The following is a 20,231-nucleotide window of genomic DNA, read 5'->3' as shown; positions in this document are numbered from 1 at the left end:
TAATTACGCTTCTCCTTTATCTTTACCGACAAGGATAGTGTTATCGTCGACATAGTGATGAGGAGGGATCACGAGGTTCAATGGAGCAGGTACGCCTTGGAATACACGACCTGACATATCAAATTTTGAACCGTGACATGGGCAGAAGAAACCAGACTTAATGCCTTCAACATATTGCTCAAACTTGTTATGCTCATACGTTGGAGAACAACCTAAGTGAGTACAGATACCTACTGCAATAAAGAATTCTTCTTTAATTGAGCGATAGATATTTTTCGCGTATTCAGGTTGTTGGTCTTCTTCAGAGTTTGGATCACGTAATTGATCATTGTGCTTTGGCAGCTCTGCCAAAATGTCATCAGTACGACGTACAACCCATACAGGTTTACCTCGCCATTCTACACGGATCAGCTGACCCGGCTCGACTTTACTGATGTTAACTTCAACCGGCGCACCTGCAGCTTTCGCTTTGGCACTTGGATTCCATGACTTAATGAAAGGAACCGCTACAGCGACGGCACCGGCTCCACCTACTACGGCGGTTGCGGCGGTCAGAAATCTGCGACGTCCGGTATCGACTGGCGCATTGCTCATCCACTTATCTCCCAGAGGGTGTTGGAATTATTCTTAAATTAAAGACGTTAATCTGTACAATTGCTCAAAATTTTAGCAATCAAAGATTGAGGCGATGCTCATTATAGCTAAAAATTAGAAATAGATCATAGTGAAAACACATAAAGTGTTTAGGGATATTTTGTTTTTTGCGCTTTAGTCAGCTAAAAAATAGGCAACTGCTCAAAATTCGATGTCTGCTGACTATTTTTTAAGTTGTCATAGTATCGAAAAAACAAAAAAGCCCGAATTTGTTCGGGCTTTTTTACAGTTGACGATTTTTTTTATGAAAGTTGTCTGTAATTAACAACACTCATGCAGTATTACTTTTTATCTGCACCTTTCATGTACTTGAAAAAGTCGCTATCTGGTGAAAGAACCATTACGTCATCATGATTACCAAAGCTGTCACGATAAGCTTCTAAGCTGCGCAAGAAACTATAAAACTCAGGGTCTTTTTTATACGCGTTCGCAAATATTTTTGCCGCTTCAGCATCACCTTGACCACGCGTGATCATAGCTTGACGGTTAGCATCAGCAATTCGAACCGTAACTTGCGCATCAGCCGTCGCTTTAATCACTTCTGATTGCTCCTGACCTTCTGCACGATGCTCTTTAGCAACCGCTTCACGGTTAGCACGCATACGCTTATAGATACTGCTACTCACACTATCTGGTAAGTTGATTTGCTTAACACGAACATCTACAACTTCAATACCTAAATCTTTAGCACTTTCTTGTGCATTTTTTAGGGTATCCATTTGCAGTTCGTCACGGCTACCAGAAACAATCTCTTTGATGGTACGACGACCAAACTCAATACGAAGGTCATTGTTTACTTTCGCTAACAGTCTATCAACGATAGGACCTGTCTGAGTTCTTTCGTAATATTTCTCAAAGTCTTTCACACGCCATTTAACGTATGAATCAACCATCAAGTCTTTTTTCTCAGACGTCAAGAAACGGTCAGCATCACTGTCTAGCGTTTGAATACGTGCATCCATATAACGCACTTTATCAATCACAGGGATTTTGAAGTGTAAACCTGGCTTGTAAACTTCAGTGATTGGTTTGCCGTCAACTTCAACTTTATTGACTTTACCAAAACGTGACACGATAGCACGTTCACCTTCATCCACTTTAAACAGTGACGAAATACCTAGACCAACAAATAAGGCGATAACAATTAGTACTATTCTATTCATCATTATCTCCCACTTTGACGCATGCTTTCTGCACGAGACATACGAACACTACTGCGACCATTTGTTGAACTTGATTGAGAAGCATGTGTTGGCGTTGACTCAATATTTGGTACTGCTGAGCGTTTCATTGGTGCAGAGTGTGTTGAGCTTTGCATCATTTTGTCTAATGGTAGATACATTAGGTTATTGCTGTTTTTGCTATCAACAAGCACCTTACGGTTACCTTTCAGCACTTCTTGCATCGTCTCAAGATATAAACGTTCACGAGTCACTTTAGGTGCCGCTTTATACTCAGGTAAAAGATTCTCAAAACGAGCCACTTTACCTTGCGCTTCTAAGATAGCTTGCTCTTTATATGCTTTCGCTTCACGTAAAATACGCTCTGCTTTACCACGAGCTTGTGGCTCAATTTGGCGAGCATAAGCTTGGGCTTCAAGAATGGCGCGTTGCTCATCTTCTTGCGCAGCAATGGCATCATCAAACGCGTCTTTTACTTCTTCAGGCGGACGTGCAGGTAATAAGTTCACATCACCAATTTTAAGACCTAAGTTATATGGCTTGATGATGCGCTCAATTTCGCTTCGAGTTGCGACAACAATTTTGTCACGACCTGTCGTCAAAATATCATCCATCTTGTTGTGACCAATCACATAACGAAGCGCACTATCGATTGCTTCTCTTAAACTCGCATTGGCATCAACAACACTGAATAAGTATTTGTACGGGTCTTCAACTTCGTATTGAACTTCAAGCTGAACACGAACCACGTTTTCATCCGCGGTTAACATGCTACCTGAAGCTGGAATTGAACGTACTTCTTCAACGTTTACAGGGTAAACTTTATCGATAAAGGTCGCTTGCCAGTGTAAACCTTGGGTTTGAATGCTGTGGAGCTTACCAAAACGTAATACCACTCCGCGTTCTGCTGGTTTGATGGTATAAAAACCAGACAACGCCCATACTACGATAGCGATAACAAGAAAAATCCCAATGGCAGTGCCACTGACACCTGAGTTTCCGCCTTTACCGCCAAAGCGCTTTGACATACCACGAAAGATATCGTCTAAATCAGGTGGTCCTTTATCGTTACCACCGCTACCTTTATTACCCCAAGGGTCTTTGCCCTTATTTCCGGGCTCATTCCAAGCCATTTAACACTCCGTAACAGAATGAAACTATGAAAATGCCGTATGACCGTCTTAATAACCTAGGTTCTCAACAGTCAATACGACAATCTAATTAACTTAATACTTTATCAGTGCTTGATTCCATAATAAAGGTCTCAAGCTCACCTTGGCTTTGCTTTAGTAAACGATTCCAGTTCGACATCGGTAATCTAACCGACAAAATACAGTTACCAAAATCGTCATATTCTTGCTGTTTTAACGCATCCAGACGATAAAACTGCCCAAGGTAATGCCCCGAAGATGCTGGAATTTTTAACTGATATTCAGCTACTTGCTCACCAACTAACTCTTCAATGGCGTCTTGTAGTAACTCAAAACCTATATTTTGTTGAGCAGAAACCCAAACTCGATATGGCTTATCATCCTCATTTCTATCTACTCGTGGCGTAACATCATCCAATAAATCTATTTTGTTACAAACTATGAGTTGAGGAATTTCTTTAGCATCGATTTCCTCTAATACGGCTTGAACTTGTTCAAAGTTCTCTCCCATATTTTCATCGGCACAATCGACAACGTGCAACAACAAATCAGCATTACGTGTTTCTTGTAACGTCGCTTTGAACGCCGCAACAAGATCATGGGGTAAGTGACGAATAAATCCTACTGTATCCGCTAAAATCACACTGTGATCTTCTAACTCTAACTTACGCAAAGTAGGGTCAAGTGTGGCAAATAACTGATCCGCAGCATAAACCTGAGAGGTCGTCAGTGCGTTGAACAACGTAGATTTCCCCGCATTGGTATAACCAACTAAAGAAACGGTAGCTAAATCACTGCGTTTTCTGGCTCGACGGCTCTGCTCACGTTGTTTATCAACTTTATCCAAGCGACGATTGATCGACTTAATTCGTCCACGTAGTAAACGTCGATCCGTTTCTAGCTGAGTTTCCCCTGGACCACGTAGGCCAATACCACCTTTCTGGCGTTCCAAGTGAGTCCAACCTCGTACTAAACGGGTAGACATGTGACGCAATTGCGCCAACTCCACTTGCAGTTTACCTTCGTGAGTTCGAGCTCTTTGGGCAAAGATATCCAAAATCAAGGTAGTGCGGTCTAGTACCCGGCACTTACAGATCATCTCAAGATTACGTTCTTGAGCTGGTGACAATGCATGATTGAAAATAACGACATTAGCATCAGTACCAGCAACCATTGCTGCCAGTTCTTCAGCTTTGCCTGAACCGATAAAAAATTTTCTGTCTGGTGATTTTCGACTACCGGTGATCACACCAACAGACTTAGCCCCAGCAGACTCAACTAAAAGCTGTAGTTCAGAAATATCTTCTCGACGTTCTTCATCCGCAAAGTCGATATGGACAAGGACTGCTTGTTCACCCGCCTCATAACGATCAAACAAAAAAACTTCTCCTCAAATTACTCAGCGCTAGCTTCTGGTTGCTCTGATCCTGCTTGAGGTGCTTGATTTGGGCTTACGTTAAATGGACGAGATGGTACGACTGTTGAAATGGCGTGTTTGTATACCATTTGGCTAACCGTATTTTTTAGTAAGATCACGAATTGATCAAATGACTCTACTTGCCCTTGGAGTTTGATACCATTTACCAAATAGATTGATACAGGAACGCGCTCGCGACGAAGTGCATTTAAGAATGGGTCTTGTAATGATTGCCCCTTAGCCATTTTGGTTTCCTTTTTTAATTTATAATTGAATCTTAATTTAAGTTATTTCTGGGTTCGAGTTACAGCAAGTTACAGTATGATACAACAATGATAAATTGGCTAATTTAGATGCTCCGCAATGGTAACAATATTTTTTGCGTTACCCGTTTCCAACCAATTTAATTCCTTCCAGCTTCTTAACCATGTTAATTGACGTTTTGCCAATTGCCTAGTAGCAGCAACGCCTTTTTCAACCATATTACTATAGTCGAAATCACCATCAAGGTACTGCCAACACTGACGATACCCTACACATCGCATTGATGGTAGATTTAAATGAAGGTCATTTCGTGCTTTAAGTACTTCAACTTCTTCAACAAACCCTTGTTCAAGCATTATGTTAAAACGCTTTTCAATCAGTTTATGTAATTCTGCTCTCTCTTTAGGAGCAATTGCAAACTGAATAAAATCATAAGGTAAAGCTTCTGCTTTTGTTTGTGTCAACTCTGTCAGGCTCTTACCACTAATTCGATATACTTCTAGGGCTCTAGATAATCGCTGCGGATCGTTAGGATGAATACGTTCTGCCGATACAGGATCAATACGTTTTAATTCATCATGCAGTGCTGCCCAACCAAGCTGCTCTGCCTCATCTAAAATTTGTGCTCTGATCTCAGGATCCGCTTCCGGTAAAGGTGATAACCCCTCAAGCAGAGCCTTAAAATACAACATGGTTCCACCCACGAGCACAGGTGTTTTACCTCGAGAGATGATTTCGTCCATTTCTCGTATAGCATCAGCTCTAAAGTCAGCCGCAGAATAACTTTCTAGCGGATCTAAAATATTAATTAAGCGATGCGGCGCTAATGCTAGTTCCTCAGCCGTTGGCTTGGCCGTTCCAATATCCATGCCTTTATAAATCAATGCTGAATCAACCGAAATCACTTCACAATTGTGATTTTGCGCCAGTTCAATCGCCAATGCGGTTTTACCTGATGCAGTAGGTCCCATCAACAGAACGACTTTTGGATACTTGCTATTTGTCACTTAACTTCTCTTGAAATTCAATAAGACATTAGTCTAACGTTACTGCTCATCCAGCCAACGCCGCCATGGTAAATCTATGGCTGTTTTTAATAATTCGTCTTGTTGAGCTGTTGGCAAGTGCTGGTATGAAAGCCACACTTGTTTGGCTGAAACAAAACCCTGAATACTGTTCTCTGCCAGCCATTGCACTAAAGCCTCGTCACTGGGCTGTTCACTTTGCAACCACTGTAATAACGTCGGGATCACTTCTACTAACTGGCAGTCTCTAAGATATGAGGGCACTTTTTTAATTATCAACTGCTGAAGTCGAAATGTCAGTTCTAAGCCTAATTTTCTCAATAAAACTTGATGCTCGTCGACCAATTGAGGCCAATCGGCTAATTGACTTATCGAAACCGGCATTAACAAGGGCTGCGCCACCAATCCAGTCGCTAGCTTTTGGGTAATTTGCAGTTTATTACAGGCTAATGCCACTTTTTTAACTTCAAGCAACCGAATATGATCATCTTCGGAAAATAACCAATACTCACCTTCAAGTAATGGCGGCATGACCGTTACTTCAGCTTCAATACCTGCCTCTGCAATCGTTGAGCCAGCTGCCGCTTCTTGCGTTGTCAGTAACTCCGCATAGGTTTTCACGGCATTGACATTCAACTGCTCACGCTGATAGCCACTTTGAGGTCGAGCATAACCAGAACCTGATGATGTTAAAGACCCAGAATTTGCAGGTGACGGACGATCCCAGCTTCTTTGTTCATTTGCATAGCTATCAAAGTGTTGTTCAATATATTGTTCTTCGGTCGTACCATCATCAATAACTAACTCACCCGTTAATTGACTCAATGCAGATTGTAACGCCTGTAATATAAAGTCATGCACGTATCGACTTTGATGGAATCGCACCTCATGTTTCGCTGGGTGCACATTGACATCCACTTGATGCGGATCTAGCTCAAACTGCAAAACATAATTAGGCTGTAAATCAACAGATAACTCACCAAAGGCTTGACGCACAGCATGGTTGACTAAACGATCGCGAACATAACGACCATTCACATAAAAATAGTGCATGTTAAGACTAGGCTCAGGCACCGTTGGGGACTGTAAATAGCCTCTTAATCTCATTCCGTCATGTTCACAATCTACTGCGACAGCATGTTCGGCAAATCGATTGCTAGCGACTTGCCCAAGACGTTTAAGGTATTGGTCTTCATTACTCGCTGGACGATAGTTTCTGACCATTTTGCCATTGTGTTGCAGCGTAAAATGAATATCACTTCTTACTAACGCCATGCGCTTTAGCCACTCATCAATATGAGTAAATTCGGTTTTATCACTTTTTAAAAAACGTCGACGAGCAGGCGTATTAAAAAACAAATCATGAACGTCAATGGTGGTGCCGACAGGGTGTGCAGCAGGAATAACTTTAACCGCCATCTGTGAGCCTTCCGCATACGCTTGCCAAGCTTCACTTTGAGCTTCAGTTTTAGAAGTTAGTGTCAGCCTTGCTACTGAACTGATTGACGCTAGGGCTTCGCCACGAAAACCAAAACTCATAATGGCTTCTAAGTCATCTAATGACGTTACTTTTGATGTTGCATGACGCGCCAATGCCAGTTCGAGCTGCTCTTTGGCAATACCGCAACCGTTGTCTCTAATACGAATTAATTTGGCGCCGCCTTTCTCAATTTCGATATCGACACGCTTCGCGCCCGCATCAAGACAGTTTTCTACTAACTCTTTAACAACAGAAGCGGGTCTTTCTACCACCTCCCCTGCGGCAATTTGGTTTGCAAGCTGAGGTGGTAATATTTGGATTGACATAGGTTACCTTAGAGAGCAGTTCCGTTAACTACGGGGAATGATGAGATTCTGACCAATTCTAACGGTGTTTGATCTTAACTTATTGGCTTTTTTAATGCTGTTCACAGAAACTTGATAGCGCTGAGCAATTTTAGATAACGAATCCCCTCTCACCACTTTGTATTTGATGGTTGCCGTACTTGCCATCAAAGTGTCAGATGGAGCGTTTATCTTAAAGTATTGATAAATACCTTTGTAAATAGCATTTGCCAGTCGATATTGATGCTTATTTGAACGTAATAAACGCTCTTCTCTTGGGTTAGAAATGAATCCCGTTTCGACCAAAATAGAGGGAATATCGGGAGATTTTAACACCGCAAAACCAGCAGATTCGGTGTGCTTTTTATGAAGTTTTGTCACTCGCCCCATTTGCTTAAGTACATCACTCGCTACAGTATGGCTAATGGTCAAAGATTTATCCGAAACCATTTCAATGAGCGCTCTGGCTAGGTACTGCTCACTGTCGGTGTTTTGGATGATTTCACCCGCGCCGCCCAGTAATTCTGAATGACGTTCTTTCTGTTCAAGCCAACGACCCATTTCTGTTTCAGCTCGACCTTTTCTTAACACCCAAACTGAAGCGCCACGTGGTTGCGGAGTAGTAAAGGCATCAGCGTGAATAGACACTAATAAATCAGCTTCTTGCTTACGAGCAATCTCACTACGACGGTTTAGATTGACAAAATAATCACCCGTTCGGGTCATGATCGCTCTCATACCTGGGGTTTTATCAATTAAGGCTTTAAGCCGTTTAGCGATTTGCAAAACGACCTTCTTTTCATGCATGCCAGACGGACCGATAGAACCGGGATCTTCCCCGCCATGCCCTGCATCAATGGCAATCACAATATCTCGTAAGGCTTTTTTAGGTTGATGAACGATTTTTTTAGCGGTTTTAACGGTAGGCTCTAAATCAACCACTAAACGGTTTCCGTAAGGTGCTGTTGGTTTAAGGGAGAACACTTTAGCTTTAATCGATTTATTTAAATCGATTACGACCCTCAAACTACCTTTCTTAGGCGGTGTACTGGTGCGAATGCGTTTGATGAGCTTACTGCTGTTTTTTATCTTACTGAAATTAAGCTTATTGTTACTGCTGGATAAATCGATGACTAAGCGATCAGGCTTAGTCAGTGTGAAATATTTATAGTTAGGCTTACTACTGAGATCAAACACCACTCGAGTAGAATCAGGAGCGGCCCAAATCCGTACACTTTTTAAATTATTGGCCGCCACTGCATGCAAAGGCAGCAGTAACAACACTAAAAAAAACCATTGTTTGCAGTAAGCTTTTATCGACATATTATTTTAATTGTTCTAGTAATATCTTACCTTTAGAGGTAATTGCATCCATTCTCAAAGTTCGCCCTTCTTCCATGTAATCAATATGTAAGTGTATATCAGCTTCGGGCAATAAGCCGTGACCACGATCCGGCCATTCCACAATACACAAACAGTCATCAGAAAAATAGTCTCGGATCCCCATAAATTCCAACTCTTCTGGGTCCATTAGTCGATATAAATCAAAGTGAAACACTTTCATTTCAGCGAGTTCATAAGGCTCAACTAATGTATATGTTGGACTTTTAACGGCTCCTTGGTGACCTAATGATTGGATCAGACCTCGAGAAAACGTAGTTTTACCAGCCCCTAAATCTCCAGTTAAATATAAAGTTAAAGGAGGCGCGATCAAAGTTGAAAGTTGACGCCCTAAAGCAACCGTTTCGTCTTCATTGGCTAACGGAAAAACACGCTGACTCATTGATTCATTTACACTTCAAAAAAAGAAAATAATTATACAGAAAAAAGCCGAGTTCAAAAACTCGGCTTTTCTAAGGTTATTGGTAATATCAGGCCTGCTGGCGTTGTAAGGTCAATAACCATTTACCATAAACATAAATACCGACTGCTGAAATACTTCCAATCGCAGCAATGATGTACCAAGCCATTCCGATATTATGAGTTTCATACAAGTATTGCGTCAGAGCCTGTGGCGTATCACCGGTATAACTTACAAGTGTTGTGAAAACTTCACCGTGAGGAATTTTCTCCATATTAGCTACTGACATTCCGCGCTCGACTAATAGCTCACGAGAGAACAACTCTTTCGATGCATACCACTCGTATAACTTAGGACCAAAATAACCTTCTAATCCCCAACCAATACCTTGTGGCAGCATAACAAAGCCAAGGTACATGGCTTTTTTACCCTCTGGCGCAATATTGCCCATAAATTCGTTCTTTTTCGGGCTTATCATCATTTCACCGAAAGAAAACATAGCAATAGCAAACGCCATGATCCAAGCCGCGTGATATGAACCAATTAGAATAAAGGCAAAAATGCTTAACAAGCAGCCAGCGAGCATTGCTGTGGTAACTCGAAACTTTGCCGTTAAACCCGCGACCAAGAAACAGCACGTCATGATCAACGCCGCGTTAATGTTGATCATACCTTCAGGTAAAATCTTGGTTCCAGCAAAGTCCATGGCTAGAACGCTTCGCCAAAATGCACTTGGGGTTTCGCCACCAAAGATACTGCTGACTATGACGCTGGTATCTACCCACTCTTTAATATGGATCGGTAATACGTCAAACAGTGAGTTGAATAAGAACCAAAAACCTGAAAATACCAACATGTAATAAATCACAATCGGCTTTTTCAATTCGCGCAGGGCGTCTTTCCACAAAACTTCTTGTTTAACTTCACCACTTTTGACTTGTTTCGCTCTCGCAAGCCGAGCTTCTTTACCCGGCTCTTTATAAGCAAGTAAAAGTACGAAGTTAAGAGAAATGATCGCAGCGCAGGTGAAGAATACATTTTCCCATGATAGCTGACGCATATAAGCCGCAACGATAGGCCCTAAGAAGCCACCAATATTTACGATTTGATAGAAGAGTCCCCATGCCATTGAGGTATTATTTCGATTGGTAGATAACACCAAAGTCCCTTGAATACCCGGTTTGAAAATACCTGTACCACCAGCGAGTAACATGGCGCCAATTAAAAATCCCCAGAATGACGGGAAAAAAGCCATGACTAAGTAAGCGGCAATTTTAATGACGGTTGAAGCGAAAATCGTCTCTTTGTAGCCAACGCGATCTGAAATACCACCAGTAAATACAGGTACAAAAGTTTGGGTTATCGCAAACCAAAACATAATGATACCGTAGTCACCCAGACTAATACCTAACCCACCTTCAGAAGCCGGCGCTTGTGCATAAAGAGAAGCTGTGGTTTTTACCCCATAATAGGAAAGCCTTTCAACCAACTCCATACCACCGACAAGCCAAAACACATAGCTTAAGCTGGCGATAGAAGCCCACATTCCAAGCTGTTTGACCTCTCTTAGGTCATTGCCAGATGCCGAATTATTGTTATCCATAATTGATCCTTATGGTTATTATTCGTTGTTATTTATCACTGAAAATCACAAAAAAGGCATACTTGCATAAAACATGTAAAGTTGAAAGCAGTTTCATGTGATGTAGTAACACAGATCTCAATACAATTTGAGCTCCGATATCAAGAGCAAAAGAAGTAAGCCACTAAACAAATGTTGAATCGAACTGAAAGAGATATCGCTAAATCGATATAACGCAATAACAGGTATTGAATAGACTCAATCAATCTAAGGAGTTTTGTTGGGAGGATATATGATTTGGTTTAAACCCCAAGAGAGGCTGAATACCATGTTCCTACAACAAATAACAAGGATCGCCCCAACCGCCTTCAGAGCACTTTCCACTACCACTGGCTTTTTCCGAGATGTACAAACTCCAGAACAAGTAGGGCAAGTACGCTTAAAAGCTGGCGAGCGGGAAAACTTATGGTTTTTAAAAAGGGATGCTGAAAATATTAATGCATTCCGAGAACAAAGAAATTTTTGGAGCTCGACGACGGGTACAGGTGCAGATAAAAAGGAACATACGTCAAATCATTTTTATGTAACAATGTCACACTTATAAAAGTCGAGGTTCAGCTTAAGCGTGACTTTTAACCCATTTATCTTTAACAAGAAGAGATAGAATAGGCAGGTTCATCACCAAACCATAAAGCAGTGGCAATAGTGTCCATTCTGGTTGATTTAAAATAGCGACAGCAATAAATATTCCCGTGCCTGCATTTTGGACACCGACTTCAATCAGTAATGTTCGGCGATTGCTAAAATTTAGCTTTGCTTGCTTTGAGAATAAATGAGTCATGAACATTGCGCTTAAAGCTAAACTCAGGCACACCAAAACCATCAGCCAACCGGATTGCAGTAAATCTTGGTGAAAACGCCACGCCAAAAACACACCAAAACCGACAAATAGGGCTGTTGCTGCTTTGGAGTTATAAGGCTGAGCTTTCTCGGTCGTTTTTCTAAAAACCCCACGGATCAGCATACCAATAATCACTGGAATAATAGTGATCAATAATAACTTCTTAAAGGTAATCAAATATGGCAAGCTAATTTGCGAATCGACACCTAGCCATGACAACTGCCAAGATAAGCTAAATGGAATGATTAACGGCATGATTAAACTCACCAATGCTGTCATGCTCACAGACAGTGCCGCATTGCCACCCAATATATAAGCAATCAGATTCGAAGTTGCTCCCCCCGGGCACGCGGCCAATATCACTAAACCCGCAGTTACAATTAATGGCAATTCAATGAACTTGCCAACCACTATAATGTGTAACCAAGCAATCAAGGGTAATAGAAGAAGTTGAAGCGTAATTCCAAGGATAAATGCCTTTGGTTTCACCAACGCTTGTTTGAAATCACGAATAGATAGACTCAACCCAAGCGTTAGCATCATCATGGCTAGAGCTAATGGGAGTATAATTTGAGTCAGTGTGGCAAATTCCATTTATAGTTTCTTCTCATTTTTCTTCTAACAAAAAAGGGCAGCTCGAAAGAACTACCCTTTATATCAGATTTTTATGACAATTTATGCGTCTAGTGCAGCAAATTCTGCTTTGGTTTCTTGAAGCTTTTCCATGTCACGTTCAAGATCGGCTAACTTCGCACGTTCTTTTTCGATAACCGCAGCAGGGGCTTTCGCAACAAAGCCTTCGTTAGAAAGTTTGCCTTGAATTCGGCTGACTTCTTTTACCAGCTTTTCAAGCTGCTTGTCGATACGTGCCATTTCTGCCGCCACATCAACCAAACCAGCCATAGGAATAAGCAGTTCCATTTCCCCAACAAGTGCAGTCGTCGACATTGGTGCTTTTTCATCAGCGGCTAAAACCGTCATTGACTCTAATTTCGCAAGCGTGGTGAAGAAAGCTTGGTTGGCTTCTAAACGGGCTTTATCTTCCTCAGACACATTCTTAAGCAATGCGTTTAGCGGCTTAGAAGGCGCAATGTTTAGCTCTGCACGGATATTACGTACCGCAACAATCACTTGCTTAACCCACTCAAGATCCGCCATCGCTTGCTCGTCCACTTGAGTTTCATCAAATTCAGGGAATGCCGCTAGCATAATGGTTTCACCTTCGGCTTTCGCCAATGGCTTAACACGCTGCCAAATGGTTTCAGTGATATACGGCATGATTGGGTGCAATAGACGCTGCATGGCTTCAAGTACAGTGATAAGCGTATGACGAGTACCACGTTTTTGAGCTTCAGTGCCGTTGTTCAATACTGGTTTCGTTAGTTCTAAGTACCAGTCACAGAACTGGTTCCAAGTGAACTCATAAGCGGTGTTTGCTGCTAGGTCGAAACGGTAAGCGTTGATGTGATCATCAAAGGTTTTCACGGTTTCATTAAATAGACCAGAGATCCAACGATCCGCAAGTGAGAATTCCATCTCACCGCCGTCAAAGCCGCAATCTTCACCTTCGGTGTTCATCAATACATAACGTGATGCGTTCCAAAGCTTGTTACAGAAGCTTCGGTAACCGTCTAGACGCTTCATGTCCCAATTAATATCACGACCCGTTGATGCCATTGCTGCTAGGGTAAAGCGCAGCGCATCGGTACCGTGTGCTTCAATACCTTCAGCAAATTCTTTACGCGTGCTCTTTTCAATCTTGGCCGCAAGTTGTGGCTGCATCATGTTACCAGTACGCTTGGTTACCAGTGACTCAAGATCGATACCGTCGATCATATCTAGTGGATCAAGTACGTTACCCTTAGACTTAGACATCTTGTTGCCTTGCTCGTCACGGATAAGACCTGTCACATAAACGGTCTTGAATGGTACTTGTGGCTTGCCGTCTTCATCTTTAATGAAGTGCATGGTCATCATGATCATTCTGGCAACCCAGAAGAAGATGATGTCAAAACCTGTTACCAACACGTCCGTTGGATGGAAGGTTTTTAGATCTTCCAAGTTGTCTGGCCAACCTAAGGTTGAGAAGGTCCACAATGCCGAGCTGAACCAAGTATCCAGTACGTCATCGTCTTGGCGAAGCACCACTGAATCAGCTAATTTATGCTTAGCACGAACTTCCGCCTCTGTTCGACCAACGTACACTTTACCCGCTTCGTCATACCAAGCTGGAATACGGTGTCCCCACCAAAGCTGACGAGAGATACACCAGTCTTGAATGTCACGCATCCAAGAGAAGTACATGTTTTCATACTGCTGAGGAACAAATTTAATGTCACCGTTTTCAACCGCTTCAATGGCCGTTTTCGCCATTGGCGCAACCGCAACGTACCATTGGTCAGTCAGTAGTGGTTCGATAACCACGCCAGAGCGATCGCCATAAGGCACTTTCAAACCATGCGGCTCAATCTTTTCAAGAAGACCAATGCGCTCAAACTCAGCCACAATCGCTTTACGAGCAGCAAAACGTTCCATACCTGCAAATTCTTGCGGTAGGCTGCCGTCGATGTCTTTGTTGATGGTGCCGTCAGTGTTCACCACTTCCGCTTCACTACGAATAGCCGCATCAATAGTCATGATGTTAAACATTGGTAGCTGGTGACGCTTACCCACTTCGTAATCGTTAAAGTCGTGAGCAGGAGTGATTTTCACACAACCAGTCCCGAATTCCATATCGACATAATCATCAGCAACGATTGGAATACGACGGTTTACGATAGGTAAAAGAATAAACTTACCAATTAGGTTTTGATAACGCTCATCATCAGGGTGAACCGCAACTGCGCTGTCACCTAACATGGTTTCAGGACGAGTGGTCGCCACTTCTAGGTAATCTTTACCGTCAGCGGTCAATTCGTTATCCGCGAGTGGATAACGCAAGTGCCACATGCTGCCTTGCTTTTCTTTGTTTTCAACTTCAAGGTCAGAAATCGCAGTGTGAAGCTTAGGATCCCAGTTCACCAAACGCTTACCACGATAGATCAAATCATCTTCATACAAACGAACAAAGACTTCTTGAACCGCTTTTGATAAGCCTTCGTCCATGGTAAAACGTTCGCGATCCCAATCTACAGACGCACCAAGGCGACGTAACTGCTGAGTGATGTTTCCGCCAGATTGCTTTTTCCAATCCCATACTTTGTCGATGAAAGCATCACGACCTAAGTCATGGCGAGATTTACCTTCTTCTGCGTCTAACTTACGCTCCACCAGCATTTGGGTTGCGATACCCGCATGGTCAGTACCCACTTGCCATAATGTGTTTTTACCTTTCATACGCTGATAGCGGGTTAAGGTATCCATAATGGTGTCTTGGAATGCGTGCCCCATGTGTAGGCTACCTGTCACATTCGGAGGCGGGATCATAATGGAGTAGTTGCCTTGCGTGGTATCACCATGCGGCTTGAAATAACCTTTCTCTTCCCAGTTTTGGTAAAGAGACTGTTCTATAGACTGAGGATCGTATGTTTTTTCCATGGGAGTTCGTCTTTTAAAAGCTTAATTGGGTTCGTGCCAATATGTGTTGTTAAGCGGATTAGAAAGAGCAATAGTACGAACGACAACTGAAACGCACATCCTTGTGCTGACGACCGTGACGTCCTGTCACGGACGGTTGTCTTATCGTACTATTGCTCTTCTGTGCATCGACTGAGATCTTCTACAGCCACACACCTAGCTAACCGTTCTGATTTTGAGTATTGAGTTCAATACTCATAGAGCGATATTGGCGAAAACGGTCGCGAGCGATGGCTTTTTGAGTTTCATCGGCCGCAACAAAGTCAATAATTTGAGGGAAGTTTACCGCAAAAGCAGGGGCTTGGTCTGCAAGATTTATCAGAATATCGTAATCTTTTATTTGAGCTTGTTGATCAAAGCCAATTTCAACTGGCGATCCACCTTTTAGCCCTTCCCCTTTGAGGTTGTGGGGAATAAAACTATCTTGCTCAAATGACCACAGTAAATCATCCATTTCATGAGCTTGAGTTCGTGTCCCACAATGTAAATAGATACGCTTTTGCTGCTGATAATTTTGCTTTACCAACTGGCAGGTAAAATGACGCAAGTCTTGTTCAGTGCTGTTGGACTGCATTAAATAAAAAGTGCCTTGAGTCATTGTTGTCCTTTGTTGTTGGGGTTGGTAAGGGGATGAGTATACAGGATTTTGGTTATAAGTACGGACAACTTATAAGTGTCGGTTTGAATGTCATGCCCGAATGTTTTTATCGGGTATCCAGTGACTTTTTCTTTGTCTGAGTTTGGTTATAAAAGCAAAGCTTCTCCGAAGCATAGAAAGTCGTGGGTTTACCACCCACACCCGTGAAAAAGGGGGATCACCAGCAATCCCCCTCTTTCATCTCCCCGTGCCGCCCCACGAAGCTGAGCGTTTCGGAGATAATTGAATAAATGCCTAACGCCTCTGATGGTACATCCATGTACCTCAGAGCCTAGCCTGACATCCATGTCAGGCTCACGCCATTTTGTTATTCAATTATCTCCGAAACAGCTTCAAGGGGACTTGGGTGTCTCTTCGATTTGTTATTTTTTAAACAATATTGAAAATTTGATTTTTGAGCATAACTTATTATGTTTACATAACCCAAATTGAGAGTTCTAGCTTTATACCTGTCTTTCTTCGAAAATTTGCCTGAGCGATAGCAATACCAACTGTTGTGAGGGTAAGCTTGGACAATCCAGAGTTCCCCCAAAGTTTGAACAATGGTTCGATTTCTGGCGATACTTTAATGAGGTATTCCTTAATTTCTTGAGGATTCATCAGGGTTGAGTTGAAAAGATTTACAAATTTCTGCTTTATATCTTCTGGAATATTCTCGTTTTTACATGTCTGGTTGATGACATCAACGTTTACAGCATTAACTTGCAGCAAATTAGCATCATGTAGGCAATTAGTAATTAGTTTTGGGTAACTATAAGGTTCTGCAATTTCATTTTCTAAACGTTCATTATTAAAGCCTTTAGAAAACAAACCACCATACGCTGCTTGATATATTAGCTCAATAGAATTTAATCCTCCCACATGCATCAAAGAGCCACAACCAACATACTCTAAATGCTCATAACAAGAGGTCTCGCTACGAAGGTTAGTTAGAAATGGAGCTAAATGCGTTGTTATGTAATTCGGAATAGCTGATAGATTACTCAAAGCTCCATTGGATGTTCGAGTTATGAGAAAGTTTATTGTCAGAGCATCCATTTGCTCCGCTGTTAACTTTGCAGCTACTTCAAGCGCTTCATCTAATACAATTTGATGAATGGTTCTTTCACTTGTAGCAGCTCGTTCAACCAAAATATCAACAAGCAACCCTTCTAAATCTTTGTCACCAGTTTTTGCATACTGTTTTTGTGCTTCATATAACGCAGCTTGCATAGATGGATCATTCATTGCTTCTACTGCTGGCTCATTTTCTTGTTGTAATTTTTGAAGAAAATTATCTGTTAACTCTTCAGCTCTTTCTCTTGCGACTTGCGCAGCATCTTGAGACAGCTGTAGGAAATTAGCTTTATATACATCAAGAGCAATATCTTTTGCATCAGAGTAGGTAATACCTTGGTTAACAATAATGGATTGTGCTTGAAGGTTTGTAGAGTCATCTCCTGCCTCTTGTTTTTGAACCTTATCCTTAATCATCTTTAGTACCGATATTAATGTCACCTGTAGCTTGATAGTTTTTAGAGTTACCTCCAGATTTTTGGGTCTGAGTAATTGTGCTTTTTCTTCTAAGGAAAAATGTAGCTATCAAGCTAAAAATAAAAACCCCAATACCACTAAATACCCATTCTTTGTTATCCATTATCCATTGCATTAAGCTCTCCTGACACATCACTTTGATGACACTCTATGTTTAAAAGGCTGTTGATTAATAAGCACTATACTAGGGCATGGTAGAAAAAACGAGTACTCATAACCACAACTCTCTTCTAAAGGTATATAGCAACTAATAGGCTCGGGGTTACGAACTGATTCTTTGTTATGTACGCAGGAAATTGCTCACTTGGAAATCAAAAAATCTATACCTAATACATATTCCATCGCAGTCTACAACCTCCCCCCCTCGAAGCTGTTTCAAATGTGATTGAATGAAAAAATGACGTAAGCCCAACATGGACGTTGGGCTAGGCTCTGGGGTACATGGATGTACCATCAGAGCCGTTAGGCATTTATTCAATCACATTGGGAACGTTTAGCTTCATTGGGGCGGCACGGAGAGATCCAAGAGAGGGGTTACTGGTGACCCCTTTCTTGGTCGGGAGTGGGCAGAAAGCCCACGACTTTCTAGAATTTTGCAAAAATTCTTGCTTCAAAAAAGCAAAGACACTGGACACCTGTCTTCACAGGTGTGACGAAACAAAACCTTGCAGGCTACAACTTCCCCCCCTCGAAGCTGTTTCAAATGTGATTGAATGAAAAAATGACGTAAGCCCAACATGGACGTTGGGCTAGGCTCTGAGGTACATGGATGTACCATCAGAGCCGTTAGGCATTTATTCAATCACGTTGGAAACGGTTAGCTTCGTTGGGGCGGCTCAGGGGATTCAAAAGGGGAAGCAGCTGGAGGCTTCCCCTTTTGGCTGTGTGGTGTGCAACACCACGACTTTCTAGAATTTCGTAGAAATTCTCACTCTACAAAAAAATTAACTTCTTAACCCAATCCCTCTAGAAACCAAATAGTAAGCTAAACACCACAAACCTACACAAAACCCAACAATGATGGTTAGCGACAAAGGAACACTCATATCCGCCACACCTAAGAATCCGTAGCGGAATACGTTGATCATATATACGATTGGATTCAAGGCTGATACGCCTTTCCAAAAATCAGGAAGTAAGCTTAACGAATAAAACACGCCACCAAGGTAAGTCAGCGGTGTTAATACAAACGTCGGTACAATACTGATGTCGTCAAAGTTTTTGGCAAATACCGCATTCACCAAGCCACCTAACGCAAATAAAATGGACGTCAGCATTACCGTTAACACAACAAGTAATGGGTTGTGCATTTGAATGTCCACAAAGCACATGGCAACGCCTGTAACAATCGCGCCGACTATCAGACCACGACAAACACCGCCGCCTACGAAACCTGCAATCATCACAAAATATGGCACTGGCGCGACCATGACTTCTTCAATATTGCGTTGGAATTTTTGACTGTAGAATGAACTTGCCACATTGGAGTATGAATTAGTGATCACCGCCATCATGATCAAACCCGGCGCAATAAACTCCATGTAACTGACGCCTGACATTTGCCCGACTCGGCTACCAATGAGATTACCAAAGATCAGAAAATATAAGGTCATAGTAATGGCTGGCGGAACCAAGGTTTGGATCCAAATACGGGTAAAGCGATTGATCTCTTTACCTAAAATACTTTTAAAAGCGGTAAAATATAAGGCTCTCATTATTTCTCGCCCTTAGCCTGCTCAAGCAGACCTACAAATAATTCTTCAAGACGGTTGGCTTTGTTACGCATTGAAATCACAGATATGCCCTGCTCACTCAGTTGCGCAAAAATCTTATTTAGCGCGTGTGACTTTTCTACATCGACCTCCAACGTATGGCTATCGATAAGACGGCAAGGAATTGAGCCAAGATCAGGTGCTTGATGACAGTCTTCTCTCAAATCAAATACAAAGGTTTCGACATTCAGCTTACCAAGTAATTGTTTCATGCTAGTACATTCCACCAGCACACCTTTGTCGATGATGCCGATATTACGGCACAGCATTTCGGCCTCTTCAAGGTAGTGAGTCGTCAGAATAATGGTGACGCCTTGCTTGTTAATAGTCTGTAAAAAGTCCCACATAGAGCGACGAAGTTCGATATCCACCCCCGCTGTAGGCTCATCTAATATCAACAGCTTTGGTTCATGCATTAAGGCTCTGGCAATCATCAAGCGGCGTTTCATACCACCTGACAAATGTCTTGATGCCGTATTACGTTTGTCCCATAAATCGAGTAACTTCAAATACTTTTCAGCTCTGACCAAAGCCTGTGCTTTAGAAACCCCATAATAGCCCGCTTGGTTGATAAGAATCTGAATAAGGGGTTCAAACTGGTTGAAGTTGAACTCTTGTGGAACCAAACCAATAGAAAGTTTGGCTTGTACCACTTGAGTATCCAAATCATAACCAAACACATTGACAGTGCCTGAGGTTTTTTGGACTAAAGAGCTGATGATCCCAATCGTGGTGGATTTACCCGCACCATTGGGACCAAGCAGAGCAAAGAAGTCCCCTTGCTCAACTGTTAAATCAATGCCTTTAACGGCTTCGACACCGCCTTTATAGGTCTTTTTAAGTTGTTTCAGTTCTAGGGCAAGCGGGGTTGTCACCGATTGTCACTCCTAAT

General features: G+C 42.1%; 18 protein-coding genes. 1 reads left to right on the top strand and 17 read right to left on the bottom strand.

Annotation, left to right across the window (positions count from 1 at the left end; all coding sequences use genetic code 11):
* Nucleotides 1–3: 3 nt before the first annotated feature.
* The 10 genes from petA to E2H97_RS03075 form a co-directional block, all read right to left on the bottom strand.
* Complete coding sequence (petA, locus tag E2H97_RS03120) at nt 4–594, bottom strand: ubiquinol-cytochrome c reductase iron-sulfur subunit (protein ID WP_133405779.1); 591 nt, start codon at nt 592–594, stop codon at nt 4–6.
* Between the two features lie 341 nt (nt 595–935).
* Nucleotides 936–1,817 (bottom strand): protease modulator HflC, encoded by an 882-nt coding sequence (hflC, locus tag E2H97_RS03115; protein WP_133408557.1) that lies wholly within the window; start codon nt 1,815–1,817, stop codon nt 936–938.
* A gap of 2 nt (nt 1,818–1,819) precedes the next feature.
* Entirely contained in the window at nt 1,820–2,968 is a 1,149-nt protein-coding gene (hflK, locus tag E2H97_RS03110; protein ID WP_133405778.1) for an FtsH protease activity modulator HflK, read from the bottom strand.
* A gap of 88 nt (nt 2,969–3,056) precedes the next feature.
* A complete protein-coding gene (hflX, locus tag E2H97_RS03105) occupies nt 3,057–4,364 on the bottom strand; it encodes a ribosome rescue GTPase HflX (RefSeq protein ID WP_133405777.1) in 1,308 nt (435 codons plus the stop codon).
* A 17-nt stretch (nt 4,365–4,381) separates the two neighbouring features.
* The gene (gene hfq, locus E2H97_RS03100; RefSeq protein WP_133405776.1) at nt 4,382–4,648 is read right to left on the bottom strand and encodes an RNA chaperone Hfq; all 267 of its coding nucleotides are present in this window, start codon (nt 4,646–4,648) and stop codon (nt 4,382–4,384) included.
* A gap of 99 nt (nt 4,649–4,747) precedes the next feature.
* On the bottom strand, nt 4,748–5,674 hold the full coding sequence (gene miaA / locus E2H97_RS03095; protein WP_133405775.1) for a tRNA (adenosine(37)-N6)-dimethylallyltransferase MiaA: 927 nt from the start codon (nt 5,672–5,674) through the stop codon (nt 4,748–4,750).
* Nucleotides 5,675–5,713: 39 nt separating this feature from the next.
* On the bottom strand, nt 5,714–7,498 hold the full coding sequence (gene mutL / locus E2H97_RS03090) for a DNA mismatch repair endonuclease MutL (RefSeq protein WP_133405774.1): 1,785 nt from the start codon (nt 7,496–7,498) through the stop codon (nt 5,714–5,716).
* A gap of 24 nt (nt 7,499–7,522) precedes the next feature.
* On the bottom strand, nt 7,523–8,839 hold the full coding sequence (locus tag E2H97_RS03085) for an N-acetylmuramoyl-L-alanine amidase (protein WP_133405773.1): 1,317 nt from the start codon (nt 8,837–8,839) through the stop codon (nt 7,523–7,525).
* A 1-nt stretch (nt 8,840) separates the two neighbouring features.
* On the bottom strand, nt 8,841–9,299 hold the full coding sequence (tsaE, locus tag E2H97_RS03080) for a tRNA (adenosine(37)-N6)-threonylcarbamoyltransferase complex ATPase subunit type 1 TsaE (protein WP_133405772.1): 459 nt from the start codon (nt 9,297–9,299) through the stop codon (nt 8,841–8,843).
* 88 nt (nt 9,300–9,387) lie between these two features.
* Nucleotides 9,388–10,920: an MFS transporter gene (locus E2H97_RS03075; RefSeq protein WP_133405771.1), complete on the bottom strand. Its 1,533-nt coding sequence runs from the start codon at nt 10,918–10,920 to the stop codon at nt 9,388–9,390.
* A gap of 271 nt (nt 10,921–11,191) precedes the next feature.
* Here E2H97_RS03075 and E2H97_RS03070 point away from each other — a divergent pair, with 271 nt between their 5' ends.
* Nucleotides 11,192–11,503 carry a hypothetical protein gene (locus E2H97_RS03070; protein WP_133405770.1) on the top strand — a complete coding sequence of 104 codons (312 nt, stop codon included), beginning with the start codon at nt 11,192–11,194 and terminating at the stop codon, nt 11,501–11,503.
* Between the two features lie 15 nt (nt 11,504–11,518).
* Here the strand turns inward: E2H97_RS03070 and E2H97_RS03065 are convergent, their stop codons facing one another.
* The 7 genes from E2H97_RS03065 to E2H97_RS03035 form a co-directional block, all read right to left on the bottom strand.
* Nucleotides 11,519–12,394: a bile acid:sodium symporter family protein gene (locus E2H97_RS03065; protein ID WP_133405769.1), complete on the bottom strand. Its 876-nt coding sequence runs from the start codon at nt 12,392–12,394 to the stop codon at nt 11,519–11,521.
* Between the two features lie 81 nt (nt 12,395–12,475).
* Nucleotides 12,476–15,337 carry a valine--tRNA ligase gene (locus E2H97_RS03060; RefSeq protein WP_133405768.1) on the bottom strand — a complete coding sequence of 954 codons (2,862 nt, stop codon included), beginning with the start codon at nt 15,335–15,337 and terminating at the stop codon, nt 12,476–12,478.
* Nucleotides 15,338–15,536: 199 nt separating this feature from the next.
* The gene (locus E2H97_RS03055; protein WP_133405767.1) at nt 15,537–15,974 is read right to left on the bottom strand and encodes a DNA polymerase III subunit chi; all 438 of its coding nucleotides are present in this window, start codon (nt 15,972–15,974) and stop codon (nt 15,537–15,539) included.
* A gap of 474 nt (nt 15,975–16,448) precedes the next feature.
* Nucleotides 16,449–17,507: an LPO_1073/Vpar_1526 family protein gene (locus E2H97_RS03050; protein ID WP_133405766.1), complete on the bottom strand. Its 1,059-nt coding sequence runs from the start codon at nt 17,505–17,507 to the stop codon at nt 16,449–16,451.
* Nucleotides 17,500–17,682, bottom strand: a complete 183-nt coding sequence (locus tag E2H97_RS03045; RefSeq protein WP_133405765.1) for a hypothetical protein — start codon at nt 17,680–17,682, stop codon at nt 17,500–17,502. The genes E2H97_RS03050 and E2H97_RS03045 overlap by 8 nt, the downstream gene beginning before the upstream one ends.
* An 829-nt stretch (nt 17,683–18,511) precedes the next feature.
* The gene (locus E2H97_RS03040) at nt 18,512–19,282 is read right to left on the bottom strand and encodes an ABC transporter permease (RefSeq protein WP_133405764.1); all 771 of its coding nucleotides are present in this window, start codon (nt 19,280–19,282) and stop codon (nt 18,512–18,514) included.
* On the bottom strand, nt 19,282–20,214 hold the full coding sequence (locus tag E2H97_RS03035) for an ABC transporter ATP-binding protein (RefSeq protein ID WP_133405763.1): 933 nt from the start codon (nt 20,212–20,214) through the stop codon (nt 19,282–19,284). Before E2H97_RS03035 ends, E2H97_RS03040 begins: the two co-directional genes overlap by 1 nt.
* Between the last annotated feature and the right edge of the window lie 17 nt (nt 20,215–20,231).

This window comes from Parashewanella tropica (assembly GCF_004358445.1).
GTDB classification, from domain to species: Bacteria; Pseudomonadota; Gammaproteobacteria; order Enterobacterales; family Shewanellaceae; genus Parashewanella; species Parashewanella tropica.
Note: the sequence above shows the minus strand (reverse complement) of the source record. Positions and strands in the feature narration are given on the sequence as shown.